Source organism: Bradyrhizobium sp. IC3123 (assembly GCF_020193625.1).
Taxonomy (GTDB): domain Bacteria; phylum Pseudomonadota; class Alphaproteobacteria; order Rhizobiales; family Xanthobacteraceae; genus Bradyrhizobium; species Bradyrhizobium yuanmingense.
Genome location: NZ_JADYVF010000011.1, coordinates 83,638 through 98,370 on the forward strand (window position 1 = coordinate 83,638; position 14,733 = coordinate 98,370).

A 14,733-nucleotide genomic window follows, 5' to 3' on the forward strand; every position below is an offset into this window, starting at 1 on the left:
CCGTCACTATGTGAATTCCGGAGAAAGACCATGAATGCAGCACTTCTCGCCGTGGCGAAGCCCGAACCTCAGCCGCCCGCCTATATTGCCAGTGGCAACGAATGCGCGCTGTTCGAGCACGCTTGGCGCAATCAGCTGCCGGTGCTGCTGAAGGGGCCGACCGGCTGCGGCAAGACGCGCTTCGTCACGCATATGGCGGCGCGGCTGGGATTGCCGCTGCACACCGTCGCCTGCCACGACGATCTCACCGCGGCCGATCTCACCGGCCGCTATCTGCTCAGGGGCGGCGATACCGTGTGGAGCGACGGCCCGTTGACGCGGGCGGTGCGCGAGGGCGGCATCTGCTATCTCGACGAGGTCGTGGAGGCGCGCAAGGACGTAACGGTGGTGCTGCATCCCCTGACCGACGATCGCCGCATCCTGCCTCTGGAGCGTACCGGCGAGCAGCTTGCCGCGCCGAACAGCTTCATGCTCGTCGTCTCCTACAATCCAGGCTATCAGACGCTGCTCAAGGCGCTCAAGCCGTCGACGCGGCAGCGCTTTGTCGCGATCGAGTTCGGCTTCCTGCCGCAGGAGCAGGAGATTGCGGTGGTCGCCGCCGAGAGCGGACTATCGCCGGAGCGCGTGCGGCCGCTGGTCGGGCTGGCTGGCCGGCTGCGCGCGCTGAAGGGCCACGACCTGGAGGAGGGTGTCTCGACCCGGCTCGTCGTCTATTGCGCGACCCTGATTGCGGCCGGCATGCCGACGGCCGATGCCGTGCTCGCTGGCATGATCGAGCCGCTGACCGACGATGCCGATGTCAAGGCGGGGCTGCTGGACGTCGCGCGTGCCGTGATCGGCTGAGGCGGCTCCGATGCTCGATTTCCTCGAACTGGAAGAGACCGTCGGCCGCGCCTGGCACCGCATGGTCGGTGGCACCGCCAGCTATCCGGTTCATGCCGAGCATGCGGTCTCGCTTGCGGAAATGAGAAACAGGCTCGCGGTGATGTTCCGCGCGCTGGGCGGTGAGGCGGGTGTGCAGATCGCCGGTGCCGGCGCGCGCAAGTCCGGGCATCGGCTCGGCTGGCGGCAACGCATCGGTCTCGGTGACGAGCGCCTGGAGCAGCCGGGCCGCGATGCCACCTCCATCTTCCTTCCTGAAAGCATCGCGATCTTTCCCGACAACGCGCTGAATGCAGCGCTCTATCGCTGGCTCGCGGCATGGTTCGCAGCCGCGCCGATCGAAACCATCACCGAATCCGATCCGCTGCGGCGGGATCTTCTGGTGTTGCGCCGGGCCAGCGAGACGGCGGTCTTCGTGCTCACGCAATTTCCCGGCCTCGTCGACGACTATGCGCAACTCGCCGCAGCAACTGCCGAAGCCAGGCCGCGTCGCCCCTTGCCGCGCATCGAGCAGGAGGTCGAGCAGATCGTGCTGGCGCTACTTGGAACCGGAAAGGCTCCCGTGGGCAAGCTGTGGCCGGCGATGATGGGAACGGAGCCGCTGCCGGTCAAGGCGTCGCCTGGCTATCGCTCGATGCTTCCGTGCCCGCTGTGGGGCGATTGCTGGACCCGCGAGCTGTCGCCTGCGCATGCGGGCGTGGATGAATGCGCCGATGGTGCGGAGGCCGCGAGCGAGGACAATCGCAAGCACTTTGCCGTGCGCGAGCGCGAGGACGGCGCCAATCGCCGCGATCCCTTCGTACTCAACCGCTTCGAGAAAATTCTCGCGATGGCCGAGATGGTCAATGTCGACCGCCCCACCGATGACAGTGAGGAGGAGGATGCGCAGAAGGCGGCGGACGATCTCGAGGAGATAACGCTCAGCCGCCGCAGCGGCAAGCCGGCGGGCCGGTTCAAGTTTGATCTCGACCTCCCGCCGGAGGCCCTCGATGCCTCGCGCTTGACTGCGGACCTGACCTATCCGGAATGGGATTATCGCAGCGGCTCCTATCTGCCGGCTCATTGCCGCGTACTGGCATCTGCCGCCCCCGAGAATGGGGAAAGCTGGACGCCCGACGAGACCATGCGCCGGCACATCCGCCAGGTGCGCCGCCGCTTCGAGGTCCTGCGGCCGCGCCATGAGTTGATGCGTGCCCAGGCCGACGGGCATGATCTGGATCTAGATGCGCTGGTGCGTGCGCGGTGCGATCTCCGCGCCGGCAGCAGCAGCGGTCTTGATCGCGTCCATTTGGCGATGCGCCCGCAAGGTCACGATCTCGCTGTCACGCTGCTGGTCGACGTCTCGCTCTCCACGGACGCCTGGGCCAATGGCTACCGCGTGCTCGACGTCGAGAAGGAGGCGCTGCTCGTGCTTGCCCACGGCCTATCCGCCTGCGGCGATCACCACAACATCCTGACCTTCACCTCGCGCCGGCGCTCCTGGGTGCGGCTCGAGACGGTTAAGGCGTTCGGCGAGCCGATGAGTGACGTGGTCGAGCGCTGCATTGGCGCGCTCAAGCCCGGCTATTACACGCGGATCGGTGCGGCGGTACGGCATGCCGCCGCCGAGCTTGCACGCCAGCCGCAGCGCAAGAAGCTGCTGCTCGTCCTCACCGACGGCAAACCGAACGACGTCGACCACTATGAAGGGCGCTTTGCGGTCGAAGACACCAGAAAGTCCGTGCAGGAAGCGCGCCGGCTCGGGATCACGGTGTTCGGCGTAACGATCGACGCGGGGGCGCAATCCTATTTTCCGGCCCTGTTCGGGCGCAGCGGCTATGCGATCGTCGGCAACATCAAACGATTGCCCGCGGCACTGCCGGCGATCTACCGGCAGGTGGCCCACTGAGGCGGTTCATGCAACTCGACGTTGGGCTATTGCTCACGGCTTGGGTATATGATCGAATGTCCGGATGGACCAGAGCCGGCCAAATCCCGATCTGATCATCTTCGACTGCGACGGCGTGCTCGTCGACAGCGAGCTCTTGAGCTGCCGCTGCCTGTCCGAGGTCCTGGCGGAATTCGGTCTCGTGCTCAGCGAGGAGCAGGCGCTCGAGCTGTTTCTCGGACGCAGCACCAAGGCCGTCGAGCAGCATTATCGCGATCTCGGGCACTCGCTGACGGACGCCTTCCCGCCCCGACTGAAGTCGCGTGTGCTGGAGAATTTTGCCGCCTCGCTCGCGCCGATTCCCGGGGTGGAGGCGGCGATCTCCGGACTGACCGTGCCGTTCTGCGTGGCCTCGTCGAGCGATCTCGACCGCGTCTCGCTCTCGCTCGACGTCACCAGTCTTCGGGCATATTTCGGCGATCGGATCTACACCGCGCAGATGGTCAGGCACGGCAAGCCGGCGCCTGATCTCTTTCTTCATGCGGCCGAGAGCATGCGCACGCCGCCATCGCGCACGCTGGTGATCGAGGATAGCGTCAGCGGCGTGCAGGCGGGTAAGGCGGCCGGCATGACCGTCTGGGGATTTGTCGGCGGCGGCCATTATCGCAGCCGCGATGGCCGGGCTATATTATCGGCCGCCGGGGCCGATCGGGTCTTTACACATATGAGCGATCTCTGGGAGGTGTGAGCGCGCATGGCCGCCGAGAACGACAAGTCGAGACTCGACGACGCCGCGCGCGCCGGCTGGCTCTATTTCATTGCCGGTCACACACAGGACGAGATCGCAAAGATGCTTCAGGTGTCGCGGGCTTCGGCGCAGCGGCTGGTCTCGTTGTGCCTCGCCGAGCGGCTCATCACCTTCCGGCTCGAGCACCCCATCGCAGCCTGCATGGAGCTGGCGGCGCGCTTGAAGCAACGGTTCGACCTCGTTCATTGCGAGGTGGTGCCGGCCGATCCGGCCGCGCCGCAGGCGGTGGCTGGAATCGCCGAGCGCTGCGCCAATTTGCTCGATTCCACGCTGCGTTCGGAGACGCCCGTGATCGTCGCGCTCGGCACGGGCCGGGCGGTGCGTGCCGCCGTCGAGCGCGTCACGCCGATCGAGCGGCCCAATCACCAGATCGTCTCGCTGGTCGGCAACATCTCCGCCGACGGCTCGGCGAGCTTCTACGACACCGTCGGCCGGCTCGCCGACCGCACCGGCGCGCGGCACTATCCGATGCCGCTGCCGTTCCTGATGTCGTCGGAGGACGAGCGCAACAGGATGGTGCGCATCGAGCCGATCGCGAAGGTGAAGGCGGTCGCGGCAAGGGCTGACTTGCGCCTCGTCGGCATTGGCCAGATGGATCAGAAGGCGCAGGTGCACGTCGACGGCTTCGTCACCCGCGACGAATTGTTCGAGATGATGCGGCTGGGCGCCATCGGCGAGATCACCGGCTGGGCCTATGACGCCAAGGGCCGCCTGCTCAAGGCCGGCACCAACAAGCGCCTCACCAGCATTCCGCCGGAAGTGCCGGCGAAGACCACGACCATCGGTGCGGCGGTGGGCGCAGCCAAGGTGGCGGCGATTGCAGCCGCGCTGAGCGGCAGGCTGATCAACGGATTGATCACGGACGAGGCGACGGCAAGAGCGATTCTGGAGCGGTAAAGCGCTCACGCTTTCGCGTGCCTACCACACTGGATGCTTCGCGTTCGCGGAGGACGGCAGCCGTGGGTGAAGCAAAACCTCCCCATCCTTCCCGCACCGCAGCACTCACAAGTTGCTGGAATGCCCACGCGCCTGCTTGACAACGTGCCGCCCTTGCGCTGAACATACGCCCAACGCGTGGGCATATGCCCAAAACGCGAATTGAGGGGAGGTCACCGTGAAACATGTCCTGGGCGCCGTCTGCGGCGCGTCTTGCCTGCTGCTGGCCGTCCCGGCGACGGCCGAAACGACCCTGACGATCGCCACCGTCAACAATGGCGACATGATCCGCATGCAGGGGCTGACGGGTGAGTTCACCAAGAAGAACCCTGACATCACCGTGAAATGGGTGACGCTGGAGGAGAACGTGCTGCGCCAGCGCGTCACCACCGATATCGCCACCAAGGGTGGCCAGTTCGATGTCCTCACCATCGGCACGTACGAGGTGCCGATCTGGGCCAAGAAGGGCTGGCTGGTACCGCTCGCCAACCTCGGCGCCGATTACGACGTCGCCGACCTCCTGCCCAAGATCAAGGACGCGGTCTCCGCCGACGGCAAGCTCTACGCCGCCCCGTTCTACGGCGAGAGCTCGATGGTGATGTACCGCACCGATCTGTTCGAGAAGGCCGGCCTGAAAATGCCGGAAAAGCCGAGCTGGGATTTCGTGATCGACGCGGCCAAGAAGCTCACCGACAAGAGCGCCGGCACCTACGGCATCTGCCTGCGCGGCAAGGCAGGCTGGGGCGAGAACATGGCGTTCCTCTCGGCGATGGCCAATTCCTATGGCGCGCGCTGGTTCGACGAAAAGTGGCAGCCGCAGTTCAACACGCCGGAATGGAAGACGACACTCACGACCTACGTCAACCTGATGAAGGAAGCCGGGCCTCCCGGCGCCAGCTCCAACGGCTTCAACGAGAATCTGGCGCTGTTCAACGCCGGCAAATGCGCGATGTGGATCGACGCCACGGTCGCGGCGTCCTTCGTCACCAACCCTAAGGAGTCTAAGGTCGCCGACAAGGTCGGCTTCGCGCTCGCGCCCAACACCGGGCTCGGCAAGAACGCCAACTGGCTGTGGGCCTGGAATCTCGCAATCCCTGCCGGCTCCAAGAAGACGGAAGCCGCCGAGAAGTTCATCGCCTGGGCCACCAGCAAGGACTACACCAAGCTGGTGGCCTCGAAGGAGGGCTGGGCCAACGTGCCGCCGGGCACGCGTACCTCGCTCTACCAGAACGATGAGTACCTGAAGGTCGCGCCGTTTGCGAAACTGACGCTGGCCTCGATCGACGCCGCCGATCCCAACAAGCCGACGGTGAAGCCCGTTCCCTACGTCGGCGTGCAATACGCCGCCATCCCTGAATTCCAGGGCATCGGCACGCAGGTGGGCCAGCAGTTCTCGGCGGCGCTTGCGGGATCGATGACGGTCGATGCGGCGCTCACGGCTGCGCAGTCCGCTACCGAGCGCGAGATGAAGCGCGCCGGCTACATCAAGTGAACCCGGGCTCTCCCTGAGCTCAAACTTGCGGCCATCCATCCTTGCTGGATGGCCGCCCTTCTTCCTCCGAGCGGAGCGCCAAGAATGGCAACCCGGCAGACGCAGCTTCTTGCGCGGTCGCTCCTGACCCCGGCCGTCGGACTGCTGTTCATCTGGATGATCGTCCCGCTGGCGCTGACGATCTACTTCTCGACGCTGCATTACAGCCTGCTCGATCCCGGCTCGGAATCGTTCGTCGGCCTTGAAAACTTCCGCTACTTCCTCACCGATCCTGCCTTCCTCGCCTCGCTTCAGAACACGCTGGTGCTGGTCGGCTCGGTGCTGGCGCTGACCATCCTGCTCGGCATTCCCCTGGCGCTGCTGATGGACCAACCCGTGATCGGCCGCAATATCGTGCGGTTGATGGTGATCGCCCCGTTCTTCGTGATGCCGACGGTGAGCGCGCTGGTCTGGAAGAACCTGTTGATGCATCCGGTGTCGGGATTGTTCGCCTGGCTCGCCTCGCTGTTCGGCCTGACGCCGATCGATTGGTTCAACGACGTGCCGCTGTTTGCGGTGATTTTGATCGTGACCTGGCAATGGCTGCCGTTCGCGACCCTGATCCTGCTCACCGCGCTGCAATCGCTCGACGAAGAGCAGAAGGAAGCCGCCGAGATGGACGGCGCCAGCGCCGTTTCGACCTTCATCTACATCACGCTGCCGCACCTCGCGCGTCCCATCACGGTGGTGATCCTGATCGAGACCATCTTCCTGCTTACGGTGTTCGCCGAGATCTTCGTCACCACCGGCGGCGGGCCGGGCCTGCAAACCACCAACATCGCCTTCCTGATCTATTCGCAGGCGCTGATCCAGTTCGACGTCGGCAGCGCCTCGGCGGGCGGGCTCGTCGCGGTGGTCATCGCCAACATCGTCGCCTTCTTCTTGGTCCGCATCGTCGGCCGCAACCTGGAGGCCTGACATGGCACGGATGGCGACGACGCGGCGGGTGATGATATCGACGGCGGCGGCCTGGCTGTTCGGCTTCCTGATCTTCTTTCCGATCCTGTGGATGGGGCTGGCGAGCTTCAAGACCGAGCTCGAGGCCTTCGCGATCCCGCCATCCTTCCTGTTCTTCCACTGGACCACCGAAAACTACGCGACCGTGCAGGAACGCAGCGATTATCTGCACCACGCGATGAACTCGATCATCATCGCCGGCGGCTCGACGCTCATTGCGCTGCTGATCGCCATTCCGGCGGCCTGGTCGATGGCGTTCTCGCCAACCAAGCGCACCAAGGACATCCTGCTCTGGATGCTCTCGACCAAGATGATGCCGCCGGTCGGCGTGTTGGTGCCGATCTACCTGATCTACAAGAGCCTCGGGCTGCTCGATTCCCGCATCGGCCTCGTCTTCATCCTCTGCCTCGGGAATCTGCCGATCGTCATCTGGATGCTCTTCACATATTTCAAGGAGATCCCACGCGACATCTTAGAGGCCGCGCGCATGGACGGCGCCACGATCGGCCGCGAGCTCGTGTATGTGCTGACGCCGATGGCGATCCCGGGACTGGCGTCCACGCTGCTGCTCAATCTGATCCTGGCCTGGAACGAGGCGTTCTGGACGCTGAACCTGTCCACCTCGAGCGCTGCGCCGCTCACCACGTTCATCGCCTCCTATTCGAGCCCCGAAGGGCTGTTCTGGGCAAAACTGTCGGCGGCGTCCACGCTGGCGATCGCGCCCATTCTCGTCCTGGGTTGGTTCAGCCAGAAGCAGCTCGTGCGCGGGCTCACCTTTGGCGCGGTGAAATAGGGGGCTGCCGGATCATGGGTCAGATCACACTTCAGGGCGTGCAGAAATCCTTCGGCCCCGTGCACATCATCAAGGGCGCCGACCTCGAGATCGCCGATGGCTCCTTCGTGGTGTTCGTCGGTCCCTCCGGCTGCGGCAAGACCACGCTGCTGCGGCTGATCGCGGGGCTCGAGGACGTCAGCGGCGGCAAGATCCTGATCGACGGCAAGAACGTCGTCGATACGCCGCCCGCCAAGCGCGGGCTGTCGATGGTGTTCCAGTCCTACGCGCTCTATCCGCATATGAGCGTGCGCGGCAATATCGGCTTCGGCCTCAAGATGGCGGGCTTGCCGAAGGACGAGATCAACCGCAAGGTCGAGGCGGCCGCCGCGACGCTGAATCTCACGCCCTACCTCGACCGCAAGCCGCGCGAGCTCTCCGGCGGCCAGCGCCAGCGCGTCGCGATCGGCCGCGCCATCGTCCGCGAGCCCAAGGCATTCCTGTTCGACGAGCCGCTCTCCAACCTCGACGCCGCGCTGCGCGTGCAGATGCGCATCGAGGTGACGCGACTTCAGAAGCAGCTCGGCACCACCGCGATCTACGTCACCCACGACCAGGTCGAGGCCATGACCATGGCCGACAAGATCGTCGTGCTCAACGGCGGCAAGATCGAGCAATATGGCTCGCCGCTGGAGCTTTACGAGCGACCCGCCAATCTCTTCGTCGCCGGCTTCATCGGCTCGCCCAAGATGAATTTCGTCACCGGCGAGCCCGCTTTGCAGAAGGGGGCAGCGACGATCGGCGTCCGGCCGGAGCATCTGAAGATCGAGCGCGACGGCGGTGGCGGCTGGCAGGGCACTATTGCGGTGGCCGAGCATCTCGGCAGTGACACCTTCCTCTACGTCGACGCCGGTGCGCTCGGCATGCTGACGGCGCGCTACATCGGCGAATTGAGCCTGCATGCCGGCGACCGAGTATCGCTGATGCCCGACCCTGCGCGCATTCACCGCTTCGACGAGAGCGGCAACGCTCTTCGGGGCTGACAAGAAACGGCAAGAAGACGGAAAGACGACCATGTATCTGGAAAAATTCAGGCTGAGCGGCAAGACCGCGTTCATCACCGGCGGCGGCCAGGGCATCGGCCTCGCCTGCGCGGAGGCGCTGGCCGAGGCCGGCGCGAAGGTCATCATCGGCGACCGCGAAGGCAAGGTCGCCGACGGCGCCAAAGCCAGCCTGAGGGCGAAGGGCTACGACATCGAGACCGCAATCATGGACGTCACCAACACCACACGCGTGGCGGAGGTGGCAAATGATCTCGTCGCCCGCCATGGCAAGGTCGACATCCTCGTCAACAATGCCGGCATCGCGCGGAGCGAGACGCCGGCCGAGACCGTTACCGACGAGCACTGGCTCAACGTCATCGACGTCAATCTCAACGGCACCTTCTGGTGCTGCCGCGAGTTCGGCAAGCACATGTTGAAGGCTGGAAGCGGCGCCATCGTCAATGTCGGCTCGATGAGCGGCTTCATCGTCAACAAGCCGCAGGAGCAGTGCTTCTACAACGCCTCCAAGGCCGCCGTGCACCATCTGACCAAGTCGCTGGCCGCCGAATGGGGCGCGCGCGGCATCCGCGTCAACGCGGTGGCGCCGACCTATATCGAGACGCCGCTCAACGCCTTCGTGAAGAGCAATCCGAAAATGTATGACGCCTGGATCGGGGGAACTCCGATGGCGCGCATGGGGCAGGTCGAGGAGATCGCCTCCGTCGTGCTGTTCCTCTCGTCCGAGGCCGCGAGCCTGATGACTGGCAGCATCGTGCTGGTGGATGGCGGCTACACTTGCTGGTAGGCTCACCGTCAAAACGGACGGACCGGGAGAGACCATGCCGCGAGCGTATATCGGCGTCGACGTGGGGACCACGAGCACGCGGGCAGGGGTGTTTGACGAGGCCGGCACGCTGCTCGCGACGGCCCGGCATCCGATCAGGATCTGGCACGAGGCCGGCGACATCGTCGAGCAGTCGTCGGAGGACATCTGGCAGGCCTGCGCCAAATCGGTGCGCGCGGCGATGGCGGAAGCAGCGATTGCGCCGGGCAGCATCGGCGGCATCGGTTTCGACGCCACCTGTTCCCTCGTGGTGCTCGATCCGCAAGGCGAGCCGCTCACCGTCAGCACCTCCGGCGAGGCGCAACGCAACGTCATCGTCTGGATGGACCATCGCGCCACGGCCGAAGCGCGGCTGATCAACGAGACCGAGGATGCCGTGCTGCGTTATGTCGGCGGCTCGATCTCGCCGGAGATGGAGATGCCGAAGCTGCTCTGGCTGAAGCGGCATCTGCGCGCGAGTTTCGATGCCGCCGGTCACTTCTTCGACCTGGCCGATTATCTGACCTGGCGGGCGACCGGCGCGCTGCAGCGCTCGACCTGCACCGTCACCTGCAAGTGGAACTATCTCGCCCATGACGGCGGCGGCTGGAGCGCGCCGTTCTTCAAGCGCATCGGCCTGTCCGACTTCGTCGCCGAAAAATACGCGCGCATCGGCACCGAAATCGTTGCGCCCGGTACGCGCCTCGGCGTCGGGCTCACGCCGGCAGCAGCAGTCGAGCTCGGCCTTCCTCCCGGCACCCCGGTCGGCGCCTCCCTGATCGACGCCCATGCCGGCGGCATCGGTGCGATCGGCGGCCGTGACGGGGCAGGCGGCCCGAGCGATGTCGGCGATCGTCTCGCCTACATCATGGGAACGTCGGCCTGCATCATGGCGACGACGAAGGAGCCGTGCTTCGTGCCGGGCGTGTGGGGTCCCTATTATTCCGGCATGGTGCCGGAGTTCTGGCTCAATGAAGGCGGGCAGTCCGCCGCGGGCGCTGCGATCGATCATCTCCTCAAGTCGCATCCCGGCCATGGCGAGGCGAGCGCGGCGGCACGCAGCGAAGGCCTCGATCTCATCGATTTCCTCGAGCGCCGCATCATCGCGCGCGCCGGCGGTGCCAGCCGCGCCGCGCTGCTGGCGCGCGACGTCCACGTGCTGCCGGAATTCATTGGCAACCGCTCACCCTATGCCGATCCCGACACGCGCGCGGTGATCGCGGGCCTTGATCTCGACACCGACATCGCCGCGATGGAACGGCTGTTCGTCGCCGGCCTCTGCGGTCTTGCCTACGGGCTTGCGGAGGTCATCGAGGCTTTTGCCGCGCATGGGGTCCGCTCCAGCATCATGATCATGGGTGGCGGTGCCAGCCGCAGTCCTTTGGTGCGGCAGATCATGGCGGATACCACCGGTCTCACGGTCGCGTTGCCGCAGACGAAGGAGCCGGTGCTGCTGGGCGCCGCGATGTTAGGGGCGGTCGCCGGTGGCGCCTATGCCTCGATCGGTGAGACCATGGCCAAGATGTCGGCGCTGGGGCGCAAGAGCGAGCCGACCGCGCCTGATATGGCCGCGTTTCACGCCCGCAAGCGCGAGGTCTACAAGCTGCTGCGCGAGCTCGATCGCGGCAGCCGTGCCGCGATGCGCAGCGTCGCGAGAGGTTGAAGGACATGCTGATTGCCTGCGGCGACGCGCTGATCGATTTCGTGCCGACGCGAAACGTCGAAGGGCGCGAAGCGGTGATGCCCGCGGTCGGCGGCTCCTGCCTCAACGTCGCGATCGGCATGGCGCGGCTGGGCGCGCCGACTGGTTTCGTCGGCGGCATCTCGACCGACCTGTTCGGGCGCATGATCGCCGATCATGCCTCCGCATCGAAGGTTGCACTCGATCTCGCCACCCGCAGCGACCACCAGACCACGCTCGCCTTTGTCCGCATTGTCGAGGGCGAGTCGCACTACGCCTTCTACGATGCCGAGACCGCGACGCGGAACTGGACTTACCGGCATGGGTCCATTCCGTTCGATACTGTCGAGGCCGTCCATGTCGGCTCGACCACGCTGGTCAACGACCAGGGTGCGGCCGAGACCAAGGCGCTGATCGCAGACGCGCGGGCGTCGTCCACGATCTCCTTCGATCCGAATTGCCGATCGAACCTCGTCAAGGACAAGCCAACCTATCTCGCCCGCATGGTCGAGTTCTCGAGGAGTGCCGATCTCATCAAGATGTCGGACGTCGATTTCGCCTATCTCTTCGGCGAGGAGCCGTATCAGCAGCGCGCGAGCACATTGCTGGGGCAGGGGACGAGCCTCGTCGTCATCACCCGCGGCAATAACGGTGCCATAGCCTGGCATGCGCAAGCAGGGCAGATCGAAGTGCAAGCACCGAAGGTCGAGGTGGCGGACACTATTGGCGCCGGCGACAGCTTTCAGGCGGCGCTGCTGTTGGCACTTTACAAGCAGGATCGCATCGCCCGGCCGAGATTGCAGGACATCGGCGCGGACGAGCTCCGCCGTGCGCTTTCCTTCGCCGCCAATTGTGCCGGCCTGACCTGCACCCGTCCGGGCGCCGATCCGCCTTGGAGCCACGAGATCAATTGGGACTGGTAGCCCACGTCACATCCGCGCGACGGCCTTCTCGGCACATTTGAGGAAGGTTCCGATCAACGGACTGTGGGAGTCCCGCCGCCAACAGACTGCGATGTCGAGGGAGTCAGTGACGTCACGCAGGGGTCTGAACACGACTCCGCGTGGCGCGCCGAGCTGTGCGCAGGCCGGCAGGATGGCGAGACCTTCGCCGGCCAGGACCAGGCTCATCGCCGAATGCACCGTCTCCACCCGGCTGGCGATCGGCATCACCACCTGGTGCCGACGCAATAAAGGGACGACCGCGGAGGAGGCGGGCCCATGGTCCGGATGCGGGAGTGCGATCAGCGGGCGGCCCTGCAGCCGGGCCATCGGCACCGAGCTCAAGCGGGCGAGTGGCGAGCGGATCGGCATGGCCAGCATGAAAGGCTGTGCACCGATCTTTGCCACCTGTATCTCGGGATGATTGATTGCGGGCATACACAGCGCGACTGTGACGCTGCGGTCGAGCACGCGGGCCTCGCGCGTCGAGGCGCTCAGCTCAACGAAGCTGAGGTCGACGCCGGGAACTGCGCGGCGCAGTTCGGGGATGAGTCGCGGCAACTTCGCATTCGCCAGCACGAACATGTAACCGACTGACAGCCGGCCGCGCCGTCCCGAAGCAACCGCGCGTGCGGCTTCGGCGCCGTCGGCTGCCAACGCCAGCGCTTCGCTGGCGCGCGCCAGCAATGCCTGGCCGGCCTCGGTCAGATCCATGCCACGGGTGCCGCGGCGGAACAGCGGCGCGCCGATCTCGGCCTCGAGCTTGCGGATCTGGACCGAGAGGGGCGGCTGCGCCATCCGGAGCTGCTCGGCCGCCTTGCCGATGCTGCGCGCCTCGGCAACGGCGACAAAATAGCGGAGCCGGCGAAGATCCATTGGCATACCGAGAGCGTATGGGTTGGCGATAAAAATCGTATTGGACGGCGAGTTAACAAAACTGTCATTCTCGCTGTCAATGTCTTCGGGCCAATGGCGGCCCGCTTCGGAGCGTGATGTGAGGATGAACGGCGATCCCTGTCTGTTGTCCGCGACCGAGCTGCGCGGTCTCGTCGCGGCAAAGCGGATTTCGCCAGTCGAGCTCACCCGCGCTGTGCTTGCCCGCGCCGAGGCCCTCCAGCCCGAATTGAACTGTTTCGTCACGTTGTGCGGCGACGAGGCGATCGCAGCGGCGCGCGAAGCCGAGCGCAAGGTGATGGCGGGCGAACCGCTCGGCCTGCTGCACGGCATCCCCGTAACCGTCAAGGACATCGTCAATACCAAGGGGGTCAAGACCACCTTCGGCGCCGTTCCCTACAAGGATAATGTGCCGGCCGAGGATGCCGTCGCCGTCGCGCGGTTGCGCAGCGAAGGCGCGATCCTGATCGGCAAGACCACGACGCCGGAGTTCGGCAGCAAGTGCCTCACCGATTCACCTTTGTTCGGTCGGACCCGCAATGCGTGGGACGCCTGCCGTTCCTCCGGCGGCTCCAGCGGCGGCGCGGCGGTCGCTGTGGCGAGCGGCATCGCGCCGCTCGCTATTGCGACCGACGGCGGCGGCTCGACACGAATTCCGGCCGCCTGCAACGGCGTGGTGGGCCTGAAGCAGAGCAACGGCGTGATCCCGCACAGCCAGGCGCTCGACGTGTTCGGCAACCAGACCTATGTCACGCCGACCACCCGGACCGTCGCCGATACTGCGCTGATGATGCAGGCGATGGCGGGCGAAGATCCTATCGATCCCTGGTCGATCGGCGTGCCCGTGCCCGACTTCATCGGCACCGCCGCCCCGCATGGTGATTTGCGCGGGCTGAGGATCCTGTACTGCCTGACGCCGCCGGGCCGTCCGGTATCGGCCGAAGTCGCCGCCAATTTCAAGGTGAGCCTCGACCGGCTGGCCGGGTTAGGGGCCGAGCTCGAGGAATTCTCCGGTGAGGGGTTCGACATCGAGCCGATCTGGCGCGCCATCAACCACACCGTCTGGCGCACGCGCTTTGCCAAGCTTGCGGCCGAGCATCGGGACGAACTGAGCGAGGCCTTCCTCAAGCAGCTCGCGCTCGCCAGCGAAGTCAGCGGCATCGACTATCAGGAGGCGATGTTCGCGCGCACCGCGTTGTTCCGCCGCGTGCAACCGCTGCTTGCGCGCGGTCACCTGCTGGCGATGCCGACGCTGACGCGCACCGCGCTGCCGATCAAGCAGGACCTGTTCGGCAATATCGAGATCGACGGCAGGCATTACGACAGCGTCCGGCCGCATTGGTTCCCCTGGACAATGCCGTTCAACATGACCGGTCACCCCGCGATCAGCCTTCCCTCGGGCTTTGCCCGCGACGGGCTGCCGATCGGGCTCCAACTGGTCGGCCGTTTCCGGGCCGACGCGGAATTGCTGCGCGTGAGCGCTCTGTTCGAGGCGTCAAGCGACCTTCTGTCCCGCTGGCCGTCTTGAGGAGATGGAGATGCAGCAAAGAGCTTGCTTAAGGCGTCCGGACATGTTGATCGTGGCCTGGGTGAGCCCT

13 protein-coding genes are annotated in these 14,733 nt (G+C 65.6%); 12 read left to right on the forward strand and 1 reads right to left on the reverse strand.

The annotated features are described in order from the left end of the window. Window positions 1–30: 30 nt before the first annotated feature. From I6F20_RS28675 to I6F20_RS28725, 11 genes are all read left to right on the forward strand, one after another. The gene (locus I6F20_RS28675) at window positions 31–843 is read left to right on the forward strand and encodes a CbbQ/NirQ/NorQ/GpvN family protein (RefSeq protein ID WP_225128868.1); all 813 of its coding nucleotides are present in this window, start codon (window positions 31–33) and stop codon (window positions 841–843) included. A 10-nt stretch (window positions 844–853) separates the two neighbouring features. After that, window positions 854–2,770 carry a nitric oxide reductase activation protein NorD gene (locus I6F20_RS28680; RefSeq protein ID WP_225128869.1) on the forward strand — a complete coding sequence of 639 codons (1,917 nt, stop codon included), beginning with the start codon at window positions 854–856 and terminating at the stop codon, window positions 2,768–2,770. A 64-nt stretch (window positions 2,771–2,834) separates the two neighbouring features. Next, entirely contained in the window at window positions 2,835–3,497 is a 663-nt protein-coding gene (locus I6F20_RS28685) for an HAD family hydrolase (protein WP_036023407.1), read from the forward strand. A 6-nt stretch (window positions 3,498–3,503) separates the two neighbouring features. Beyond that, entirely contained in the window at window positions 3,504–4,454 is a 951-nt protein-coding gene (locus I6F20_RS28690; RefSeq protein WP_225128870.1) for a sugar-binding transcriptional regulator, read from the forward strand. Between the two features lie 217 nt (window positions 4,455–4,671). Next, the gene (locus I6F20_RS28695) at window positions 4,672–5,985 is read left to right on the forward strand and encodes an ABC transporter substrate-binding protein (protein ID WP_036023411.1); all 1,314 of its coding nucleotides are present in this window, start codon (window positions 4,672–4,674) and stop codon (window positions 5,983–5,985) included. An 84-nt stretch (window positions 5,986–6,069) separates the two neighbouring features. Continuing rightward, window positions 6,070–6,942 carry a carbohydrate ABC transporter permease gene (locus tag I6F20_RS28700; protein ID WP_057030030.1) on the forward strand — a complete coding sequence of 291 codons (873 nt, stop codon included), beginning with the start codon at window positions 6,070–6,072 and terminating at the stop codon, window positions 6,940–6,942. A 1-nt stretch (window position 6,943) separates the two neighbouring features. Continuing rightward, window positions 6,944–7,774, forward strand: coding sequence for a carbohydrate ABC transporter permease (locus I6F20_RS28705; RefSeq protein ID WP_036005504.1), 831 nt, complete (start codon window positions 6,944–6,946; stop codon window positions 7,772–7,774). Window positions 7,775–7,788: 14 nt separating this feature from the next. Further along, window positions 7,789–8,796: an ABC transporter ATP-binding protein gene (locus I6F20_RS28710; protein ID WP_036005503.1), complete on the forward strand. Its 1,008-nt coding sequence runs from the start codon at window positions 7,789–7,791 to the stop codon at window positions 8,794–8,796. Between the two features lie 31 nt (window positions 8,797–8,827). Continuing rightward, window positions 8,828–9,601 (forward strand): SDR family NAD(P)-dependent oxidoreductase, encoded by a 774-nt coding sequence (locus I6F20_RS28715; RefSeq protein ID WP_225128871.1) that lies wholly within the window; start codon window positions 8,828–8,830, stop codon window positions 9,599–9,601. 34 nt (window positions 9,602–9,635) lie between these two features. Then, the gene (locus I6F20_RS28720) at window positions 9,636–11,282 is read left to right on the forward strand and encodes an FGGY-family carbohydrate kinase (protein ID WP_036005499.1); all 1,647 of its coding nucleotides are present in this window, start codon (window positions 9,636–9,638) and stop codon (window positions 11,280–11,282) included. Between the two features lie 5 nt (window positions 11,283–11,287). Continuing rightward, window positions 11,288–12,223 (forward strand): carbohydrate kinase family protein, encoded by a 936-nt coding sequence (locus tag I6F20_RS28725; protein ID WP_225128872.1) that lies wholly within the window; start codon window positions 11,288–11,290, stop codon window positions 12,221–12,223. 6 nt (window positions 12,224–12,229) lie between these two features. Here I6F20_RS28725 and I6F20_RS28730 read toward each other — a convergent pair whose 3' ends face one another. Beyond that, window positions 12,230–13,117 (reverse strand): LysR family transcriptional regulator, encoded by an 888-nt coding sequence (locus tag I6F20_RS28730; RefSeq protein ID WP_225129007.1) that lies wholly within the window; start codon window positions 13,115–13,117, stop codon window positions 12,230–12,232. Between the two features lie 124 nt (window positions 13,118–13,241). Here I6F20_RS28730 and I6F20_RS28735 point away from each other — a divergent pair, with 124 nt between their 5' ends. Continuing rightward, a complete protein-coding gene (locus I6F20_RS28735) occupies window positions 13,242–14,663 on the forward strand; it encodes an amidase (RefSeq protein ID WP_225128873.1) in 1,422 nt (473 codons plus the stop codon). Window positions 14,664–14,733 lie beyond the last annotated feature (70 nt).

Coding starts and splice junctions, on each gene's coding strand:
- I6F20_RS28700 (WP_057030030.1), top strand. CDS start 6,070: ATGGCAACCCGGCAGACGCAGCTTCTTGCGCGGTCGCTCCTGACCCCG.
- I6F20_RS28710 (WP_036005503.1), top strand. CDS start 7,789: ATGGGTCAGATCACACTTCAGGGCGTGCAGAAATCCTTCGGCCCCGTG.
- I6F20_RS28675 (WP_225128868.1), top strand. CDS start 31: ATGAATGCAGCACTTCTCGCCGTGGCGAAGCCCGAACCTCAGCCGCCC.
- I6F20_RS28735 (WP_225128873.1), top strand. CDS start 13,242: ATGAACGGCGATCCCTGTCTGTTGTCCGCGACCGAGCTGCGCGGTCTC.
- I6F20_RS28720 (WP_036005499.1), top strand. CDS start 9,636: ATGCCGCGAGCGTATATCGGCGTCGACGTGGGGACCACGAGCACGCGG.
- I6F20_RS28730 (WP_225129007.1), bottom strand. CDS start 13,117: ATGGATCTTCGCCGGCTCCGCTATTTTGTCGCCGTTGCCGAGGCGCGC.
- I6F20_RS28680 (WP_225128869.1), top strand. CDS start 854: ATGCTCGATTTCCTCGAACTGGAAGAGACCGTCGGCCGCGCCTGGCAC.
- I6F20_RS28685 (WP_036023407.1), top strand. CDS start 2,835: ATGGACCAGAGCCGGCCAAATCCCGATCTGATCATCTTCGACTGCGAC.
- I6F20_RS28715 (WP_225128871.1), top strand. CDS start 8,828: ATGTATCTGGAAAAATTCAGGCTGAGCGGCAAGACCGCGTTCATCACC.
- I6F20_RS28705 (WP_036005504.1), top strand. CDS start 6,944: ATGGCACGGATGGCGACGACGCGGCGGGTGATGATATCGACGGCGGCG.
- I6F20_RS28690 (WP_225128870.1), top strand. CDS start 3,504: ATGGCCGCCGAGAACGACAAGTCGAGACTCGACGACGCCGCGCGCGCC.
- I6F20_RS28725 (WP_225128872.1), top strand. CDS start 11,288: ATGCTGATTGCCTGCGGCGACGCGCTGATCGATTTCGTGCCGACGCGA.